This is a genomic window from Cohnella soli (genome assembly GCF_042655525.1).
GTDB classification, from domain to species: Bacteria; Bacillota; Bacilli; order Paenibacillales; family Paenibacillaceae; genus Cohnella; species Cohnella soli.
The window spans coordinates 205463-220920 of sequence record NZ_JBHSMI010000052.1 but is presented as its reverse complement, the minus strand read 5'-3'; the positions used below and the strand labels follow the sequence as shown (position 1 = coordinate 220920).

Sequence of the window (15458 nt, the reverse complement as noted above, 5' to 3'; positions counted from 1 at the left end):
TGTTCAATATCCCATATCCTTCAGAATGCCTGACAACGTGCGCAGCCGTTCTCCGATCAGCTCGTCGTCGTCTTTCAACGCTTGGCTGAACAGCTTAATGTCCTCATTGATCTTGTCGTTGTCCGTGCAAACGGCGACGGACATCGCATCCCCTTGCAAGCCGACTCGGTCAATAAGCGGTTGCTCCGTATTATACAACTCCGGGTAACGATAGGCTTCACGGAAATGCGACATCGAACGCGTGAGCAGAATGGCCAAGTCCAACACGCGATGAAGCGGAAGCTCCTCCGATTGGCGTGACCATTTCTCTCCCGTATATCGCCATACTTTAGCGGAAATATCGACCTTGCCTCGATCATTCCATTGCGCAAGTCCGAGCGACAAGCCTTTGGCATCGCTGTTCCCTGCATAACGGCCATCCACTTGCTCGTAATTTTCCGAGACGATAACGGGTTTATGTTTAAGCGTAGTCGGTATTTTCATTGCGTGCCTCCTGCTTTCGTTTACTCGTTTACTAAATTACTAGGCGGAATTCAATGTAACAAAGTATACTCTTGCAGCAAGTCCGGCGTCAACCGCCACGTGCGGAAACCCGGCGCAGGGACGGCTATAATTGCTCAAATGACACCTGCGCCCCTCATCGACGGGCGTTACACGTCAAATTCATGCAGCCATGCAGAAAAGATAGAGGAACAGCCAGCGCAGGCGCGCTCCGTCCGAAATGTTCAACCGTTCGTAGAAATCCCCTTACTGCCCGCTTCACGATTCGCAGATTTGCTGCCGCGCGACCATACGATGATCGGAATGAGCAGCAAAGCCAACCCTCCCCCGAGCCACGACAGCGTTGAGTAGCTCGACGCTGCGACGATCATGCCTGATAAAGCACCGCCTGTAGCACCTGCGAGCGCGATTGTTACGTCCAGCGTCCCTTGCATTTTGGCACGGTTTTCCACCGTTGTCGCGTCAACGATAATCGCTGTGCCGCTAATAAATCCAAGGTTCCACCCCAATCCTAGAAGCGCCAGCGCGGCGATAAGAAGCGGCATCGAATCCGCGGGCGCCGTCGCGGCCAGTACCCCGGCAGACAACAGAATGCAACCGGACAAACAAGCGGTAATGGTGCGCCCGAATTTGTCCACGAACAATCCGGTCACAAGGGACGGCAAATACATCGCTCCGATATGGATGCCGATGACGAGACCGACATCTCCCAATCCGTGACCATGATGTTTCATATGTACCGGCGTCATCGTCATAATCGCGGCCATCACCAATTGCGTCAGTACCATCACAGACGCCCCTACCATCAGACCGCGGCTATGCGCAATGTCTCCTTGACCGGAGTCGAAAGCAGACGAAGCATTGTGTGCTTGCCCGGCGGCAATGGATCTGGCTACCAACAGCGGATCGGGTTTCAGAAAGAAAAATAACGTCGCGCCCGCAAACAAATAGGCGACGGCAGCCAGAATGAACGGTCCCGCCAGTATCGGAACGCCTAACGATTCCGCTACTTTGCCCATCGGGTCAACAAGATTAGGCCCCGCCACCGCTCCGAGCGTCGTTGACACCATCGCCGTGCTGATCGCACGAGCGCGCTGCGTCGGCTCAGCCAAATCGGTGCCTGCATATCGCGCCTGCAAGTTCGTCGCCATGCCGGCTCCATATACAAGCAGCGATATAAACAGCAAAAACAGCTGATCGGCCACCGCAGCGCCAATTACGCCGAGCGCACCTATGCCGCCCGCCAGGAACCCTGCGGAAAGGCCGAGTCTTCTACCGAGTCGTTGGGACATCCGACCGACGAGGAACGCCGATGCAGCCGACCCGAGCGTGAACAATGCAGACGGTGCGCCCGCATAATTTTCAGAGCCGCTCATCTCCTGTGCAAGCAGCCCACCGACAGTAATACCTGCCGCAAGCCCGGCTCCACCGAATATTTGCGAAAGGACAACGACCTTTAACGACCGACGATATACCCGGCTGCCCTCTTCCTGTGAAATTTCCGAAATATGTGACTTCATCGGTGACTCTCCTCCCTTGAGGTCGCGTCTACGACACTTTGGCGGAACCAAGTTCCGTTATGACAATCGATTACGACTTTTTTCATTATAGCAGGCTGACGTCATTAGTCCGGATTTTTTTCCTCCGGGATGAACAGCAAAGAGCCATCGGAATAGGTGCGTTCCGACAGCTCTTACGTTTCGGGCCGTTCCGATCTATTTCTGTTCCGCAGCAGTCGAATTGCGAATCCGCCGATCCATGATGAACGGACCGAACGGAAGCAAAGACGCGACGAACGCGGCTAACATACGAAGAAAACTCCAACGGTGCACGATTGTCGCAACAACGACGGTCAACAAAGCTCGAATCAATCTGCCAGTTGCATTCAGTTTATCATAGTTTGCGCGCGACAAATTCGTCGAAATCCGCAATTTCCTTCAAGTTTGTTTGCAATGCCTTGAAGAAACTCGCGAGTTTCTCTTTCGGCACGCCTTCGTACCGATCGCCTAGGCTGATATCGAAATAACAAGCTTCGTCTTCTATCCCTCTGACGAACGGAGTCATGCCGACACCCGTCTCCCGGTAGGAGGCGATTAACGCCGCGCCGAACTTTTCATAAGACATAGAGGCATGGACGTGGAACATGTTCGAAACCGGTACCGCAGGCTTAGTCACAACACTCTCGCATTCATTAAACATTGCAGCGAGCTCGACGGCAGCTTCGTAATAATGCGCCATGCGTCCGACCCGCTCGTCGAAATTTTTGTCCGCGCTAATAATGTACGGATACAGGCTGATCAAGTCGCCCCCGTGCCGCCTCTTCCATATTTTCGACTCGTCTGCAAAATCCTGCTCACCGGCAACAATCGCGCCCGCTACACCTCCGATCCCTTTGTAGAAAGAGACGTAGACGCTGTCGAACAAGGAGCACACTTCCGACGCTGTTTTACCGTAGTAAGGCAATATTTCGAACAGCCTCGCACCATCCAGATGGAGCCGAATCCCTTTTTCGCGACAATATGCCGAGATCGCCTCCAGATCGGAATACGACGGCAATTGTCCACCGATCTCGCGTTGCGGCAATTCAAGCAACAAACACGAGACATCTTCCTTCAACTCAAGAACATCCGGCAACTCGATCGTCCGTTCTTTGTCCGCAAGCAGCACAGTCTCGATATGATGAAGCTCCTTCAGCCCATCTTTTTCGTGAATTTCCAAATGACTCAGCGGATGATATGCCACTCGCTTCAGCCCTTTACGGTCGCACCAGATGCGTAAAGCGATCTGCTGCGCCATCGTTCCGCTCGGAAAAAAGACGGCCGCCGGCTTGCCCAAGACGTTCGCGATTTTCTTCTCGAAGTCCGCAATGATGGGGCCATCCCCGTACATATCGCTCATCGTGTCGCCATCGAACGCCATGATCGCGTCCTTCAGCACTTGCACGTTTCTTTTTCCATGGCCGCCAACTGGATATGGAGTTTCGTTATAAGCTTCCAATAGCAGTTCGTCGATGTTGATCATTTCGGAAGCCTCCTTTTCTCTAAACGTGTATTATTTGGAGATTGCACATACGGTCGCTTCGCACGCTTCCGCAAGCCGATCACCGTTTACGAAAATTTGCGTTCCGCGACGACCGGCGCTAATGCTGACAGGGTCCAGCCCGCGAATCGACTCATCGATGAACAGAGGAAACTTCTTCTTCGTGCCTAGAGGCGAGACGCCGCCTCTTATGTAACCGGTGACTGATTGCAAATCTTTGACCGGTACCATTTCCACGCTTTTGTTCCGACTCGCCGCAGCTAGCGCCTTCAAATCCAGTTCTTTGTCCCCCGGCACGCATGCCAGTACAAATCCCGTTTTGTCGCCTTTCAACACGAGTGTCTTGAACAGCCGATCGACCGGAAGACCAACTTTATCCGCAACCGTCGATGCGGCCAGATCGTCCTCGTCCCATTCGTACTCATGAAGCGTATAAGGAATTTTCATTGTATCCAATATGCGCGACGCCGTCGTCTTGCCCGCCATACATCATCACCTGCCTCCTGTTTTCATGAAAAAAAACGGCAGTCCGGAATAACTTGCTCCGAACTGCCGTTACCCGATCGCTTACTCGATCAACTCACGGATAAACTTCTCGAGCGAAGTCGTGTCCGTCATGTTCTTGTTGCAGTCATGCCCATGCAAGCACAAATATTGCCCAAGCGCCTTATAGTAATCCGGCGACGCATTGGCCGGTTTCTTCTTCGATACGGCGGTGAACAAGCCGATCTCTTCGAACCCGTTGCAGGCGAAGCAGTAACTCTTCTTGTTCGCAGGCGTCATTCTGCCTTCAATGCCGACGAATCGCCCGTCGAGCGGATAGACGATGTACGTCCGATTCGCTGCCACGTCAAGCCAGCTCAAGTACGTCAGCGTCTTCCAGTCGATCCTCGCCAGGTCGGGAATGGCGAGCTTCTTGCTCTTGGGGAAAAGCTTCAAAATTTCGCCCTTCGATATCGGTGGAAATTCCGTGCGATAACGTTCAAGATCGTCGAGATAATGCTTGAAATCTTCCGCTCTTTCCAGCCTGGAGATCAAGATTAATCGCTCTCTCTCATCGCCTTGCAGTTCGGGAAACAAAGAAAGCACATTCGCTTCCGCTCCCGATCTCGTCGATGCCAGCACTTGGCGATCGGCCACCGTTCTTACCGCATGCAGCAGGTGATCGGCTTGTTGCTTAATATAGTTGAATTGATGGTTAGCAATGTTCAGTTCGCGCATCGCGACTCAGCCCCTTTATTCGTATTGGACACGAACGGGTGCAAAGCCGGCTTGGACCGATTGTCACTTACTCGGGGCGATAGGGTACTTCTTCATCTCGCCTCATGCAAAGTATCGCCTCCGTACCGGGCTTTGCATGAGTATTGCTAGTCCGACAATCTACGATTGTCATCCGTACCCTCCTCCTTTCGGTTCAGATAACTCAAGTATAAATAAACGGCCTGGCTTTTTCAATCAAAGGCTTTCCGGAATCGTTCCCTCTGGCTGAGCGACCATTTTCTCGAGCAGGCCGATCAGTATCCAGACGCCAGCGCAGGCTAACGTCGCAATGATCGCCGACCCTCCCGCATGAACAAACATGACGGGAACCCATGCGACTCCTAGCGTTCGATGAACTAGTCGCATCCATCTGTTGCGAACTTTGTTGATCAACACTCCGTAGCCGACAATCGCCAGCAATAGGGCAAACCCTGCCAGACCGGAATAAATGTTGCGATCCCCGGACTTGTACAGTAGAAAATAACCGCCGTGTAAGACAATGGCCGCCAACGTGGCCCAGCCCAGCGGCTTGTGCGCCGCGTAGAGCAGCTTCCCGAGTCTACGCACCCATATAGAGGGAGATTTCAATTTCTTTTTGAACCAAAACCAGGAGAACCCGGCGGCCGCCAAATATAAAGCCACGGTGCCTATCGTGGTAAACCAGTCCCCCAAGTTCCCGCCTTCATCACGAGGCGGCCTCACTCCGTCCGGCAAAGGCGGTCGTCTTCCCTCGCCTCCTGCATTTGCCCAGAAATAATAGTAAGCAAGTAGAAGCAATGCTACAGTACCGGCAACGACTGCCGGAATCCAAACTTTTCTGCTCTTTTTCATGCCGCTTCCCCTCCATCGCAACGTATGGATCGAGTATAGCGGACGTTTATTAATTTTTTATGAATCGCATGACTTCCTTTCGATCTCAAACCGCCAATCATTGCACTGCATGAGGTTGCCCGGCGGATACTCGAATTCGCATTCGCCCATCGGCTGGAAATTCAACTTTCTGCACACCGCGTTCGACGCCGGATTGCCGATAGACGGGAACGCATGAACATACCGGTGCTTCCCTTCTCTTTCGGCGCTGGCGATCGCTTCCCTGACAGCCGCAGTCGCGATGCCTTTGCCTTGGAAATTCGGAAGAACGCTCCACCCTATCTCATAGATGCTTTCCCCGTTCCGCGCACTATCCCAGTATCCGACACTACCGACCTTTTGCCCCTCCGGAAGAAGGGTAATGGTAAACATTCGGCCAGTTCCCTTATCTGCAATCGCGAGATAGCGTTCATGGCGATTGGCCAACAATTCTTCCGTTTCCGACCCACCCAGATGTTCCATCATCTCGGGGGCATTGATCAATTGCAGCAAAGGGAAATCGGCTGCCGTCCATGTTTCGATTATCACTTGAGAGTCATTCCTATTGTTCATCGATTTCTTTCTCACCTCATCCTGAGGAATGTGAAACACCCCTCCATAATAGCACGTATGTTCGTATCGGCACAAAAACGATCCGCTCTGATGTTATGTGCTGTCACCACGCGCGAGATCGGTTAAGATAGAGAAATAGACAGCTCCGACATTTTTATTCGACAGAAAGCAACGGTGATGGAATGGACATCCAAAACGCCTTCATACTGATGTTTACTCATGGGTTGCCTATTCTTTTCCTTGCCTATATGGCAACCGATGTATTGCTGCGAAACAAGAAAAGCGTTGAGCATATTTTGATCAGCGTGATTTCCCTCTGTTATTTGCTACTGTTCGCAGAGGAGTACTTGCGGAACCAAGTTTCCATCGCTTACAGTCCGATATTATCCGCTGCTTGGCTAAGCAGTGTCGGCATCGTCATCACTAGCGTCTGCTTTCACTTTCTTATTCGTTTTACTCGGACGGACGTTAGAATGCCGCGTTGGCTTTACCCATATGGCTTATATTTACCCGTTGTTTTTGTCATCGTCAACCTGGCGACCGGTGCGGAGCTGATCTCCGCCCAACAGTTCGTCGAAGCCGGCATGTGGAAAGTTCCCGTCTATAACGCCGGATATATGATTGCATTGGCTTCAAGCGTCGGTGTCGAAATATTGTTTTTATTGCCTCTGATGATCGCCAGAACGAAAACCGGCACGCTAGAACAGAAATCCATTTACAAGCAGCTCACGATCGCCGTCTGCGTCTCGATCTCATGGAATATCGTTTTCGGTTTCATTAACTACGGCGGCTACTTACCCCCTTACCCGTACCTGTATGCCGGTATTATCTGGTGTTATGTTCTTCGGCGAACGATGAAAAGATACGATTTCCTCACTCAGTATGATAAACGCTTCCAGCAGTTGTTCGATATGCATCCGGACGCATTTTTACTTGTAGATCGCTCGAACACCGTCAAACATGCTAATCCGGGTGCGAAGCGGCTGTTCGATTCGCTTGGGCTGGACTTCGTTCGTTTCTTCGAACTGCTGGAACCCGAAACGAAACAATCCATCCACAGCCAGACTCAAGTGAAGCAACACGAGACGGAAATCGAGTTCAACGGCACCAGGCTTGTCCTGTTGGTAAACGCCGATTACATCTGGGTCGAAAATGAAAATCACACCCTTCTCATTTTACAGGATATTACTGTACAGAAGCAGCAGCAAAAAGAAATTCAATTTCTTGCCTATCACGATCCGCTTACTCGGCTTCCGAACCGCAGATTTTTTCAGGAAAAATTGGACAAGGTACTACAGGAGGCAGAACGTCGGGGAGAATCGGTGGCGCTGCTGCTCGTCGATCTCAATAAATTCAAGCTTCTGAACGATACCCATGGACATCTTGCCGGAGACGAAGCATTACAACAAGCAGCGCAAATCATTCAGGATTGCGTAGGCAACCATGGCGCTGCGGCACGGGTCGGGGGAGACGAATTTATTCTCTATATCGAACGTTCGCCATCATTGCATGAAGTCGAGCGGATCGTCGATGAGATGAAAAAGCGTTTCTCCCGATATATTAGCAAATTCGGATCGATTCCCGTCGGCATGAGCATCGGCACAAGTTATTTCCCCGAGGACGGGAATGATGGACAGGCGCTTATGCATAAAGCCGACAGTGCGATGTACGTGATGAAGAGAAGCCGGGTGTAACACGTCAGCTAACACCAGGAGTTATTGATCTCGCCGTCTATCTGCAATGCAAAAGGCGCCCCAAAGGCGCCTTTCTTGCTGAATCTGCAATCTATTTGTTGAGCATATGGAATACTTGCTCGACATCTTTGTCACCGCGTCCGGACAAGTTAACGATGATGATCTGATCCTTACTCATCGTCGGCGCGAGTTTCTTCGCATGAGCAACGGCGTGTGCACTCTCCAGCGCAGGAATGATGCCTTCCGTACGGGACAATTCCTGGAACGCCGCCAGCACTTCTTCGTTGCTGACTGTCACATATTCCGCCCGGCCCGTCACTTTCAGATGGCTGTGCTCCGGTCCGATGCCCGGATAGTCTAGTCCTGCGGCGATCGAGTACGTTTTCTGCGGGTTCCCTTCTTCGTCCAGCAACACAAGGCATTTAAAACCGTGAATGACGCTTGGCACGCCTTGAGTCAACGTGGCCGCTTGATCCGGCTCGACGCCGATCAAACGCACGGACGACTCGTCCAGATAGTGGGCGAAAGCGCCGATCGCATTGCTGCCTCCGCCGACGCAAGCGATAACCGCATCCGGCAGACGGCCTTCCTTCTCGAGAATTTGACGCTTCGACTCTTCGCTGACAACCGACTGAAAGTGCTTGACCATCGATGGGAAAGGATGCGGACCGACGGCGGAGCCGAGCAAATAAAACGTGTTTTTGTAGTTTTGCACCAGATCGCCGAGCGCCTCGTCTACGGCATCCTTCAATCGGCCTTGTCCTTTATTCACCGGCACGACCTTAGCACCGAGCAGCTCCATCCGGAACACGTTCAGCGCTTGGCGGCGCGTATCTTCCGCTCCCATGTAAATGATGCATTCCATGTCGAACATGGCGCAAGCCGTCGCGGTCGCTACGCCGTGCTGACCGGCGCCGGTCTCGGCGATAATCCGCTTCGCGCCCATCCGCTTGGCAAGCAAAATTTGGCCGATGACGTTGTTGATTTTATGCGCGCCAGTATGGTTTAGGTCCTCGCGTTTCAAGTAAATTTTCGCGCCGCCCCATGTTTCGGACAACCGCTTCACGTAAGTAAGCGGGTTCTCACGGCCGACATATTCCCGCAAATAGTAGCGGTATTCTTCATTAAATTCGGGATCATCCTTATACTTGTTGAACTGCGCGCTCAAGTAATCGAGCACTTCCTGCAATTCCGGAGGTACGAAACTTCCTCCAAACTCTCCGAAGTACCCTTCCTGCACCTGCTCTTGGCTCATGTCTCGACGGACCTCCTAAATTGAGAAAAGAATACGTTTTCCAATTTCCATCGTACCATAGAAATAGAGTTCGCAACTATAACAGATTAAGCAAAAACCAGGGTATACTAGCATTAACGATTAAAAACGATTGCGGAGAGGAGAGAAAAAATGCGCGCTATTTTAATAGGGGCAACGGGGGCCACAGGTAAAGATTTGCTGGATTTATTATTAAAAGACGATTCTTTTCGTCAGGTAGATATTTTCGTCAGACGTAAGCTGGAAGTTCGTCACGCAAAGCTTAACGTACATGTGATCGATTTTGATAAAACGGAACAATGGAAGCATTTAGTTAAGGGCGATATTGTGTTCTCCTGTCTTGGAACTACGCTTAAAGCGGCGGGTAGCAAAGAAGCCCAATGGAAAATCGATTACGATTACCAATACCAGTTTGCCAAAGCCGCGCGAGACAACCAAGTGAATCATTATGTATTGGTATCGTCCGGTTTAGCTTCGCCTCATTCTCGCTCTTTTTATTTGCGGATGAAAGGCCAGCTAGAAGAAGCTGTAAGGGGTTTAGGTTTTGCAAAACTGGCGATTTTTAACCCTCCTGTACTCATACGGAAAAAAAGCGATAGACCGTTAGAGGTCGCCGGGTTGAAGATCATTCAGTACTTGAATAAAATCGGGATTTTCCGCTCTCAGAAGCCGTTACAGACAGAGATATTAGCTCAAGCCATGATCAATGCCGCTAAAGTAACAACTAACGGCACCGTTACGCTGAGAGGAAAAGCCATCTGGGAATGCGCAAAAGCTAAAACTAGCTGGAGATGATAGTCCTATGAAAAAGCGACAAACAAGGGATTCCTTTCACTCCCCCGACTGTCGCTTTTTCTTTATAAAGATGCTGAAGTTTGTCTGACCAGGTCGGACAGTAATGCATAATCGGCCGTCTGCCCTTTCTTCAGTTTGATTGTTTTCCGTTCCGGCGGGCCGTCGAATCCTTCCGGCACATCGAGCACCGTCGCGTTAAAGATTGTGAAGCTCACCGCCTCCTTCGAGGTGCTGATTACTGCGGCGTATTTGCCGTTTTTCAGAAAATGCGGCTTCTTGTACTGTATGCGCTCAACGCAATCGGGAATCGCTGTGTGCACGGCTTCGCGCAAGCTGACGCTTAGCACCCTCTGCCATGGTTCGTTGATTGCCTCGATAAATTCGGTCACTTCCGCGTTCATTATACATTCTCCTTGTCTTGTTTACGATTGCGTCGCGATCATCCAGGTTACTCCGAACACGTCAAGCACTTCGCCATAAAAAGCGCCCCAAGGCTGAAGCTGCAAAGGAAATTGGATATTCCCGCCTTCTTCGGCGAGCCCATCGAATGCCGCGCGCGCAGCTTCAACGTTATCGTAATTAAGCGACAGACAAATGTTGCGGCCATAGGTCACGGCGCCGCCGTGCGCTTCCGACATGAAGATCGTCAGACCGCCCACCACGTCGACGGACAGATGCATCACTTTGTCTTGATCGGCTTCCGGCGTCCCTGGCATCTGTCCGAACGTCATTACCGACTGGATTTCCCCTCCAAGTGCTTGTACGTAGAACCCTGCTTGTTTTCTTGCGTCCTCGGACATGAGATACGGAATCAATTTTGTTGTCATTGTCAATAGCCTCCTGATTTTGTTTTTAATTGGCGAAGCTCGATGTGGCCTTCCCCGAACCCGTTCGGGTCCGGCATTCTCATTGCCCATTCGATCGCTTCTTCCTGCGACGAGACGTCGATCATCGTGTACGCGGCGACCATCCTGTCTTCATCCGGCCGGAATGGACCGACAGCGACGAACGGTTCGCCGCCAACCTCCGGATAAGAAATCCGAATCCCGCTTGCGCTTGTTTCCAGCTCTTCCCTCGAGACGAGCACTCCCGCCTCGGCCAACGCTTCGTTGTAAGTCGCCAGCGCATCCGCGAGAGTGGAGCCCGGTTTCAGTCCGGCTTCCGAATGACGGCTTGCTTGGACTAGCAATAAAAATATCAACTTGTTTCCCCTCCTCTAACTACACAACGAACGGGAAACGCCAAGATCGACACATGGTAAAAAATAATTTGAGAAATTTTCATTAGCGTTTATGAAGAGGATGAACATTCCGCGACACGCCTAAGCAGCAATGCGCGTTCACGCTCGTTGCCGGTGAGCGCGGCCGCCCGTTCGAATTCCAGCTTCGCCTCTTCTAGTCGTCCGAGTTTGCGAAGCAAATCTCCCCTGACGCTCGGGAGCAAATGATACGCCTTCAGCGACGGTTCGGCGACGAGTTCGTCAACGAGCTGCAAACCGTATTGCGGACCGAACGCCATCGATATCGCAACCGCACGGTTTAATTCGACGACGGGCGAAGGCATCGCCCTCGCCAGCGCTTCGTACAGCGCCGAGATGCGCACCCAGTCCGTCTCTTGCGCTGTACGAGCTTCGGCGTGACAAGCGGCGATTGTCGCTTGCAACGCGTAAGGACCGAGCGGGCGTCCGGACGCTCGGGCTCTGGCGAGTGCAGCCAATCCGCGGCGGATGAGCAAACGATCCCACAGCGCCCGATTCTGGTCCAAGAGAAGAATCGGATCGCCATTCGCGTCCGCCCGTGCCTTGAAACGAGACGTTTGAATTTCCATGAGTGCGACAAGGCCATGCACTTCCGGTTCCGACGGCGCGTTCGCCGCCAGAACCCTGCCAAGTCTTAGCGCTTCCTGACACAGAAGCGGGCGTACCCAACTACTGCCCGATGTCGCCGCATACCCTTCGTTAAACATGAAATAAATGACTTCGAGTACGGTCGATATTCGGTCCTTGATCTGGTCAGCGGCTGGCATCTCAAAGGGTACGCCGGCCGAACTTAACGTCTTCTTCGCTCGTACGATTCGCTGCGCGATCGTAGGCTCCGGCACGAGATGGGCTTTGGCGATTTCTTCCGTCGTTAATCCGCCGAGCAGACGAAGCGTTAACGCCACCCGCGCTTCCCTCGACAGAACGGGATGGCATGTCGCGAAGATGAGCCGGAGGAGGTCGTCCCCGATCTCCCCATCTATTGCCGAATCGACGTCATCCTCGGTGTAAAGCGGCTGCTCTCGAGCAATTTCCTCGTATTTGCGATCTCTCGTCTTATGCCTGCGCAGCCAATCGATTGCGCGACGCTTCGCCGTCGTCATCAGCCAAGCGCCCGGCTTGTCCGGAATTCCGTCTTGCGGCCACTTCTCCAACGCAATGACAAGCGCATCTTGCGCAAGATCTTCCGCTAGCGCTACATCTCGGACAATTCGCGCCAGCCCGGCAATGAGTTTGGCAGATTCGATTCGCCAGATGGCATCGATTGAACGATGAACGTCAGCCTGCATTAAGATTGCTTAAGCTGCTCGCGCAAAGCACGTTCTCTGGCGATCGAATCCGCATCGTCCGTCAAATCTTCGGGCTCGAACACTTGGCGAAGCTCGATGCGGCCTTCTCCGAAGCCGTGTGGGTCCGGCATACGCAGCGCCCACTCGATCGCTTCCTCGCGCGAGTTGACCTCAATCATCGTGTATCCAGCGATCATTTCTTTCGCTTCCGCGAATGGACCATCAGCGATCCTCGGCTTGCCGCCCGGCTCCGGATAGGTAATACGAATCGCGTTCGAGCTAGGATGTAAGCCGTCGGCCGCCACGAGTACGCCTGCCTTGATCAATTCCTCGTTGTAGCTCATCATTGCGTCAATCAGTTCCTGAGACGGCGGGATACCGGCTTCCGAATCTTTCGTGGCATTCACAATCATCATAAATCTCATTCAAATAACCTCCATTAGTGTAAGGATTGGAACGCTTTAACTCGCCCCTTCATAAGGACAACGAATGACGGTTTTCGAAATCGACACTTGGTTACAAAAATTTTCGGAAAATTTTTCTCCCCTACATCATACAACCTTTCCCTTACGATATCTAACAAAGAGAACCCGCGAAACATCGCGGGCCTTATTGGATCGCATTAGAAGGCAGGTAACGGTTGGCCAGTCTCGAGTAAGCTCTTCAAATTGCTGAGAATGACGGGCCATCCCGTGTTAAACGAGTCAAACTTGCCATTATCTTCGCCAATATCTTTCTCTAACAGATCTTCGTGCCGAAGCGTCAGCTTCACGGTACCTTTCATTGGCGTCAATTCATAAGTCACTTTGGAAACGCGATCTCCTTCATCGTCTTTGACGCTCCAGCTAACGGTGAGTATGCGATACGGCTCACTAACAAGCACTTCTCCATCATGTTCAACCGTGTTTTTGTTCATTAATTGAAAGCTGGAACCTACTTTCCAGTCTGACACGACTTCTCTGCCGAAAAAATACTGCTCCGTAAATTCGCCGTTCGTCAGGGCTTCCCAGAGCTTCTCAGGTGTCGTCGCGATGTAAGTTACATACACAAACGAAGTTTTACTCACGATCGGATTCCTCCTCTAGATCTTTTTTAAGTTTGTTTAAGGCCTCCACCTGGTGACGCTCGAACTTGCCGATCCAACGCTGATAAATTTCTCCGATAGGCACCGGGTTAAGGTAGTGTAACTTCTCTCTGCCTTGCCAGATCACCGCAACCAAATTGGCCTCTTCCAATAGCAGCAAATGCTTGGTAACCGCTTGGCGGCTCATCGTCATATGCTGGCACAGCTCTCCTAACGTTTGTCCATTATTCACGAACAAGAGGTCGAGCAATTCCCTTCGTGTCTCATCGGCAAGCGCCTTAAATACCTTTTCCATCTCAAGGAATTCGCCTCCTTGGTTTTATTATATGCAACTATTTAGTTGCATGTCAACTTGCATGAAAGCCCGGATGCCGGCGAATTTTTTCGCACCAAGTACCCGGGCTTATCGTAGTTGAATGGATTAATCGAATCGGTAAGTCCAAAATCTCTCCGTGCCGAACCGTTCGCGAATGGCCTTGTCCGGCATTTTCTTGTTACCGAGCAGCTCCGCCGCCTGGAACTGCGAACGATGGGCGCGAATCGAAGCCATCTTATGCGTCAAATAATCTTGCACATCATTGACGACATCAGGATGTCCGAGCTCCTCTTCGTGGTTTTTGGCGAAAGCGACACACTGAACCGGAGGCCGCTTATGAGCGGGCAAACTTCCGACAACCCGAACGACTGCTTCACCGGTCGCGTCGTGATCGGGATGGACGCTGTAACCCGGGTAGAATGTCAAAATCAACGTCGGGTCGATTTCATTGACCAGCTCATGAATGCTTCCGTCCAACTTCTTGCGGTCTTCGAATTCGATCGTCTTATCGTGAAAACCGAGCATGCGCAAATCTTGAATGCCGATCTCACGGCATGATTCTTCGAGCTCCAGCTTCCGAATGGCGGGCAGCGTCACCCGCGTCGCGAAAGGAGGAACGCCCATATTGCGCCCCATTTCCCCGAGCGTCAAACAAGCATAAGTAACATGCGCCCCTCCCGCGATTTCCTTCGCTAACGTCCCGGATATGCCGAACGCTTCGTCGTCCGGGTGAGGCAGGACGACCAATATGCGTTTTCCCATGCGTAAGTCCCCTCTCCTCTATCCGTCAGAACGGTTCCCGGCTCAACTGCAGCGCAACGATCAGCTTTCCTTGGCTGTCGTGACCTGCCAAGATGAGCCGTTCCCGATCTTCGTCTTCGTAATGGGTTAATCCTTCCGAATACACCCAGCCATGATCGGTCTTTAAGCCGACGCGATACGGGCCATTGCCGGATATCGAGCCATTTCCGTAACGGATGACGGCGTTCGATATAAAAGTCGCCGCTGGATGTTTCGAACTATCTACGTGGGAAGCATATGCTCCCATCGTCATTTCCAGATGAATGTACAGCTCTTGTCCCGCAAGCCGATCGATCATCGCCTGCACTTGCGCTTTATCGATAAGTTGCATGCTCCAGCCTCCTAACGCCGTGAATCGAATGATGCATCATGATGAGTTCGCGACAATGAACATATTTTAACACAAGCGAGTGCTATACCACTAATCGACATTTCCTATGCATGCTAGAGCCGAGGGGCAACGCGGGGTGTGCAGCTAAAGATAAGGGGCCATCGATCATCTCTTTTGCCGATATCCCGCTCGCTCAGGAATCTTGCAGCCATCGGGGAGAAAATCTCCTTTGTCCAATATCCCGCTCGCTCAGGTAGCAGGAAGTGTGGTCGATTTTGGATAGGAAGTGAAGCTGAAGGATGCCCAGAGACGTTTCTAAACCGGGCTGCATCCCTGAGCGAAAGGGATATTGGCAAAAGGGAAAATAAAGCTCATGTTTCCTAGCGCGAAAAGGC

At 51.9% G+C, this 15458-nt stretch carries 20 protein-coding genes; 2 read left to right on the top strand and 18 right to left on the bottom strand.

The genetic code is table 11. The features are described 5' to 3' along the window. Nucleotides 1-3 precede the first annotated feature (3 nt). From ACFPOF_RS25080 to ACFPOF_RS25045, 8 genes are all read right to left on the bottom strand, one after another. Nucleotides 4-483: a DUF6530 family protein gene (locus tag ACFPOF_RS25080; protein WP_378137843.1), complete on the bottom strand. Its 480-nt coding sequence runs from the start codon at nucleotides 481-483 to the stop codon at nucleotides 4-6. Nucleotides 484-725: 242 nt separating this feature from the next. Further along, complete coding sequence (locus tag ACFPOF_RS25075; RefSeq protein WP_378137841.1) at nucleotides 726-2021, bottom strand: MFS transporter; 1296 nt, start codon at nucleotides 2019-2021, stop codon at nucleotides 726-728. Nucleotides 2022-2216: 195 nt separating this feature from the next. Further along, nucleotides 2217-2357 carry a DUF3817 domain-containing protein gene (locus ACFPOF_RS25070; RefSeq protein ID WP_378138540.1) on the bottom strand — a complete coding sequence of 47 codons (141 nt, stop codon included), beginning with the start codon at nucleotides 2355-2357 and terminating at the stop codon, nucleotides 2217-2219. Between the two features lie 37 nt (nucleotides 2358-2394). After that, the gene (locus tag ACFPOF_RS25065; protein ID WP_378137839.1) at nucleotides 2395-3522 is read right to left on the bottom strand and encodes a threonine aldolase family protein; all 1128 of its coding nucleotides are present in this window, start codon (nucleotides 3520-3522) and stop codon (nucleotides 2395-2397) included. Nucleotides 3523-3552: 30 nt separating this feature from the next. Then, on the bottom strand, nucleotides 3553-4026 hold the full coding sequence (gene ybaK / locus ACFPOF_RS25060; RefSeq protein WP_378137837.1) for a Cys-tRNA(Pro) deacylase: 474 nt from the start codon (nucleotides 4024-4026) through the stop codon (nucleotides 3553-3555). Nucleotides 4027-4107: 81 nt separating this feature from the next. After that, on the bottom strand, nucleotides 4108-4761 hold the full coding sequence (locus ACFPOF_RS25055; protein WP_378137835.1) for a FusB/FusC family EF-G-binding protein: 654 nt from the start codon (nucleotides 4759-4761) through the stop codon (nucleotides 4108-4110). Between the two features lie 234 nt (nucleotides 4762-4995). Continuing rightward, nucleotides 4996-5631, bottom strand: a complete 636-nt coding sequence (locus tag ACFPOF_RS25050; protein ID WP_378137833.1) for a hypothetical protein — start codon at nucleotides 5629-5631, stop codon at nucleotides 4996-4998. Between the two features lie 57 nt (nucleotides 5632-5688). Further along, on the bottom strand, nucleotides 5689-6222 hold the full coding sequence (locus tag ACFPOF_RS25045; protein ID WP_378137831.1) for a GNAT family N-acetyltransferase: 534 nt from the start codon (nucleotides 6220-6222) through the stop codon (nucleotides 5689-5691). Nucleotides 6223-6404: 182 nt separating this feature from the next. Between ACFPOF_RS25045 and ACFPOF_RS25040 the strand changes: the two genes are divergently transcribed. Then, nucleotides 6405-7916: a sensor domain-containing diguanylate cyclase gene (locus ACFPOF_RS25040; protein ID WP_378137828.1), complete on the top strand. Its 1512-nt coding sequence runs from the start codon at nucleotides 6405-6407 to the stop codon at nucleotides 7914-7916. 91 nt (nucleotides 7917-8007) lie between these two features. On the opposite strand, the gene trpB is transcribed toward ACFPOF_RS25040, so the two are convergent. Continuing rightward, nucleotides 8008-9171 (bottom strand): tryptophan synthase subunit beta, encoded by a 1164-nt coding sequence (trpB, locus tag ACFPOF_RS25035; protein WP_378137826.1) that lies wholly within the window; start codon nucleotides 9169-9171, stop codon nucleotides 8008-8010. Between the two features lie 150 nt (nucleotides 9172-9321). Between trpB and ACFPOF_RS25030 the strand changes: the two genes are divergently transcribed. Then, nucleotides 9322-9984, top strand: a complete 663-nt coding sequence (locus tag ACFPOF_RS25030) for an NAD(P)H-binding protein (RefSeq protein WP_378137824.1) — start codon at nucleotides 9322-9324, stop codon at nucleotides 9982-9984. A gap of 62 nt (nucleotides 9985-10046) precedes the next feature. Here ACFPOF_RS25030 and ACFPOF_RS25025 read toward each other — a convergent pair whose 3' ends face one another. The 9 genes from ACFPOF_RS25025 to ACFPOF_RS24985 form a co-directional block, all read right to left on the bottom strand. Next, a complete protein-coding gene (locus ACFPOF_RS25025) occupies nucleotides 10047-10385 on the bottom strand; it encodes a DUF1801 domain-containing protein (protein ID WP_378137822.1) in 339 nt (112 codons plus the stop codon). Nucleotides 10386-10406: 21 nt separating this feature from the next. Continuing rightward, nucleotides 10407-10811 (bottom strand): VOC family protein, encoded by a 405-nt coding sequence (locus tag ACFPOF_RS25020; protein ID WP_378137820.1) that lies wholly within the window; start codon nucleotides 10809-10811, stop codon nucleotides 10407-10409. Between the two features lie 2 nt (nucleotides 10812-10813). After that, nucleotides 10814-11185, bottom strand: coding sequence for a YciI family protein (locus ACFPOF_RS25015; RefSeq protein WP_378137818.1), 372 nt, complete (start codon nucleotides 11183-11185; stop codon nucleotides 10814-10816). An 89-nt stretch (nucleotides 11186-11274) separates the two neighbouring features. Continuing rightward, entirely contained in the window at nucleotides 11275-12531 is a 1257-nt protein-coding gene (locus ACFPOF_RS25010; protein WP_378137816.1) for an RNA polymerase sigma factor, read from the bottom strand. Continuing rightward, a complete protein-coding gene (locus ACFPOF_RS25005; protein WP_378137814.1) occupies nucleotides 12531-12956 on the bottom strand; it encodes a YciI family protein in 426 nt (141 codons plus the stop codon). The genes ACFPOF_RS25010 and ACFPOF_RS25005 overlap by 1 nt, the downstream gene beginning before the upstream one ends. Nucleotides 12957-13153: 197 nt before the next feature. After that, nucleotides 13154-13597 carry an SRPBCC family protein gene (locus ACFPOF_RS25000; RefSeq protein WP_378137812.1) on the bottom strand — a complete coding sequence of 148 codons (444 nt, stop codon included), beginning with the start codon at nucleotides 13595-13597 and terminating at the stop codon, nucleotides 13154-13156. Further along, on the bottom strand, nucleotides 13590-13910 hold the full coding sequence (locus ACFPOF_RS24995; protein ID WP_378137810.1) for an ArsR/SmtB family transcription factor: 321 nt from the start codon (nucleotides 13908-13910) through the stop codon (nucleotides 13590-13592). Before ACFPOF_RS24995 ends, ACFPOF_RS25000 begins: the two co-directional genes overlap by 8 nt. A 126-nt stretch (nucleotides 13911-14036) precedes the next feature. Beyond that, a complete protein-coding gene (gene bshB2, locus ACFPOF_RS24990) occupies nucleotides 14037-14693 on the bottom strand; it encodes a bacillithiol biosynthesis deacetylase BshB2 (protein WP_378137808.1) in 657 nt (218 codons plus the stop codon). A 25-nt stretch (nucleotides 14694-14718) separates the two neighbouring features. Next, complete coding sequence (locus tag ACFPOF_RS24985) at nucleotides 14719-15063, bottom strand: YojF family protein (RefSeq protein ID WP_378137806.1); 345 nt, start codon at nucleotides 15061-15063, stop codon at nucleotides 14719-14721. Between the last annotated feature and the right edge of the window lie 395 nt (nucleotides 15064-15458).

Bases quoted from the DNA above. Each gene is read 5' to 3' on its own strand.
- ACFPOF_RS25080 (WP_378137843.1), bottom strand. From the start codon at position 483: ATGAAAATACCGACTACGCTTAAACATAAACCCGTTATCGTCTCGGAA.
- ACFPOF_RS25075 (WP_378137841.1), bottom strand. From the start codon at position 2,021: ATGAAGTCACATATTTCGGAAATTTCACAGGAAGAGGGCAGCCGGGTA.
- ACFPOF_RS25065 (WP_378137839.1), bottom strand. From the start codon at position 3,522: ATGATCAACATCGACGAACTGCTATTGGAAGCTTATAACGAAACTCCA.
- ybaK (WP_378137837.1), bottom strand. From the start codon at position 4,026: ATGGCGGGCAAGACGACGGCGTCGCGCATATTGGATACAATGAAAATT.
- ACFPOF_RS25055 (WP_378137835.1), bottom strand. From the start codon at position 4,761: ATGCGCGAACTGAACATTGCTAACCATCAATTCAACTATATTAAGCAA.
- ACFPOF_RS25050 (WP_378137833.1), bottom strand. From the start codon at position 5,631: ATGAAAAAGAGCAGAAAAGTTTGGATTCCGGCAGTCGTTGCCGGTACT.
- ACFPOF_RS25045 (WP_378137831.1), bottom strand. From the start codon at position 6,222: ATGAACAATAGGAATGACTCTCAAGTGATAATCGAAACATGGACGGCA.
- ACFPOF_RS25040 (WP_378137828.1), top strand. From the start codon at position 6,405: ATGGACATCCAAAACGCCTTCATACTGATGTTTACTCATGGGTTGCCT.
- trpB (WP_378137826.1), bottom strand. From the start codon at position 9,171: ATGAGCCAAGAGCAGGTGCAGGAAGGGTACTTCGGAGAGTTTGGAGGA.
- ACFPOF_RS25030 (WP_378137824.1), top strand. From the start codon at position 9,322: ATGCGCGCTATTTTAATAGGGGCAACGGGGGCCACAGGTAAAGATTTG.
- ACFPOF_RS25025 (WP_378137822.1), bottom strand. From the start codon at position 10,385: ATGAACGCGGAAGTGACCGAATTTATCGAGGCAATCAACGAACCATGG.
- ACFPOF_RS25020 (WP_378137820.1), bottom strand. From the start codon at position 10,811: ATGACAACAAAATTGATTCCGTATCTCATGTCCGAGGACGCAAGAAAA.
- ACFPOF_RS25010 (WP_378137816.1), bottom strand. From the start codon at position 12,531: ATGCAGGCTGACGTTCATCGTTCAATCGATGCCATCTGGCGAATCGAA.
- ACFPOF_RS25005 (WP_378137814.1), bottom strand. From the start codon at position 12,956: ATGAGATTTATGATGATTGTGAATGCCACGAAAGATTCGGAAGCCGGT.
- ACFPOF_RS24995 (WP_378137810.1), bottom strand. From the start codon at position 13,910: ATGGAAAAGGTATTTAAGGCGCTTGCCGATGAGACACGAAGGGAATTG.
- bshB2 (WP_378137808.1), bottom strand. From the start codon at position 14,693: ATGGGAAAACGCATATTGGTCGTCCTGCCTCACCCGGACGACGAAGCG.
- ACFPOF_RS24985 (WP_378137806.1), bottom strand. From the start codon at position 15,063: ATGCAACTTATCGATAAAGCGCAAGTGCAGGCGATGATCGATCGGCTT.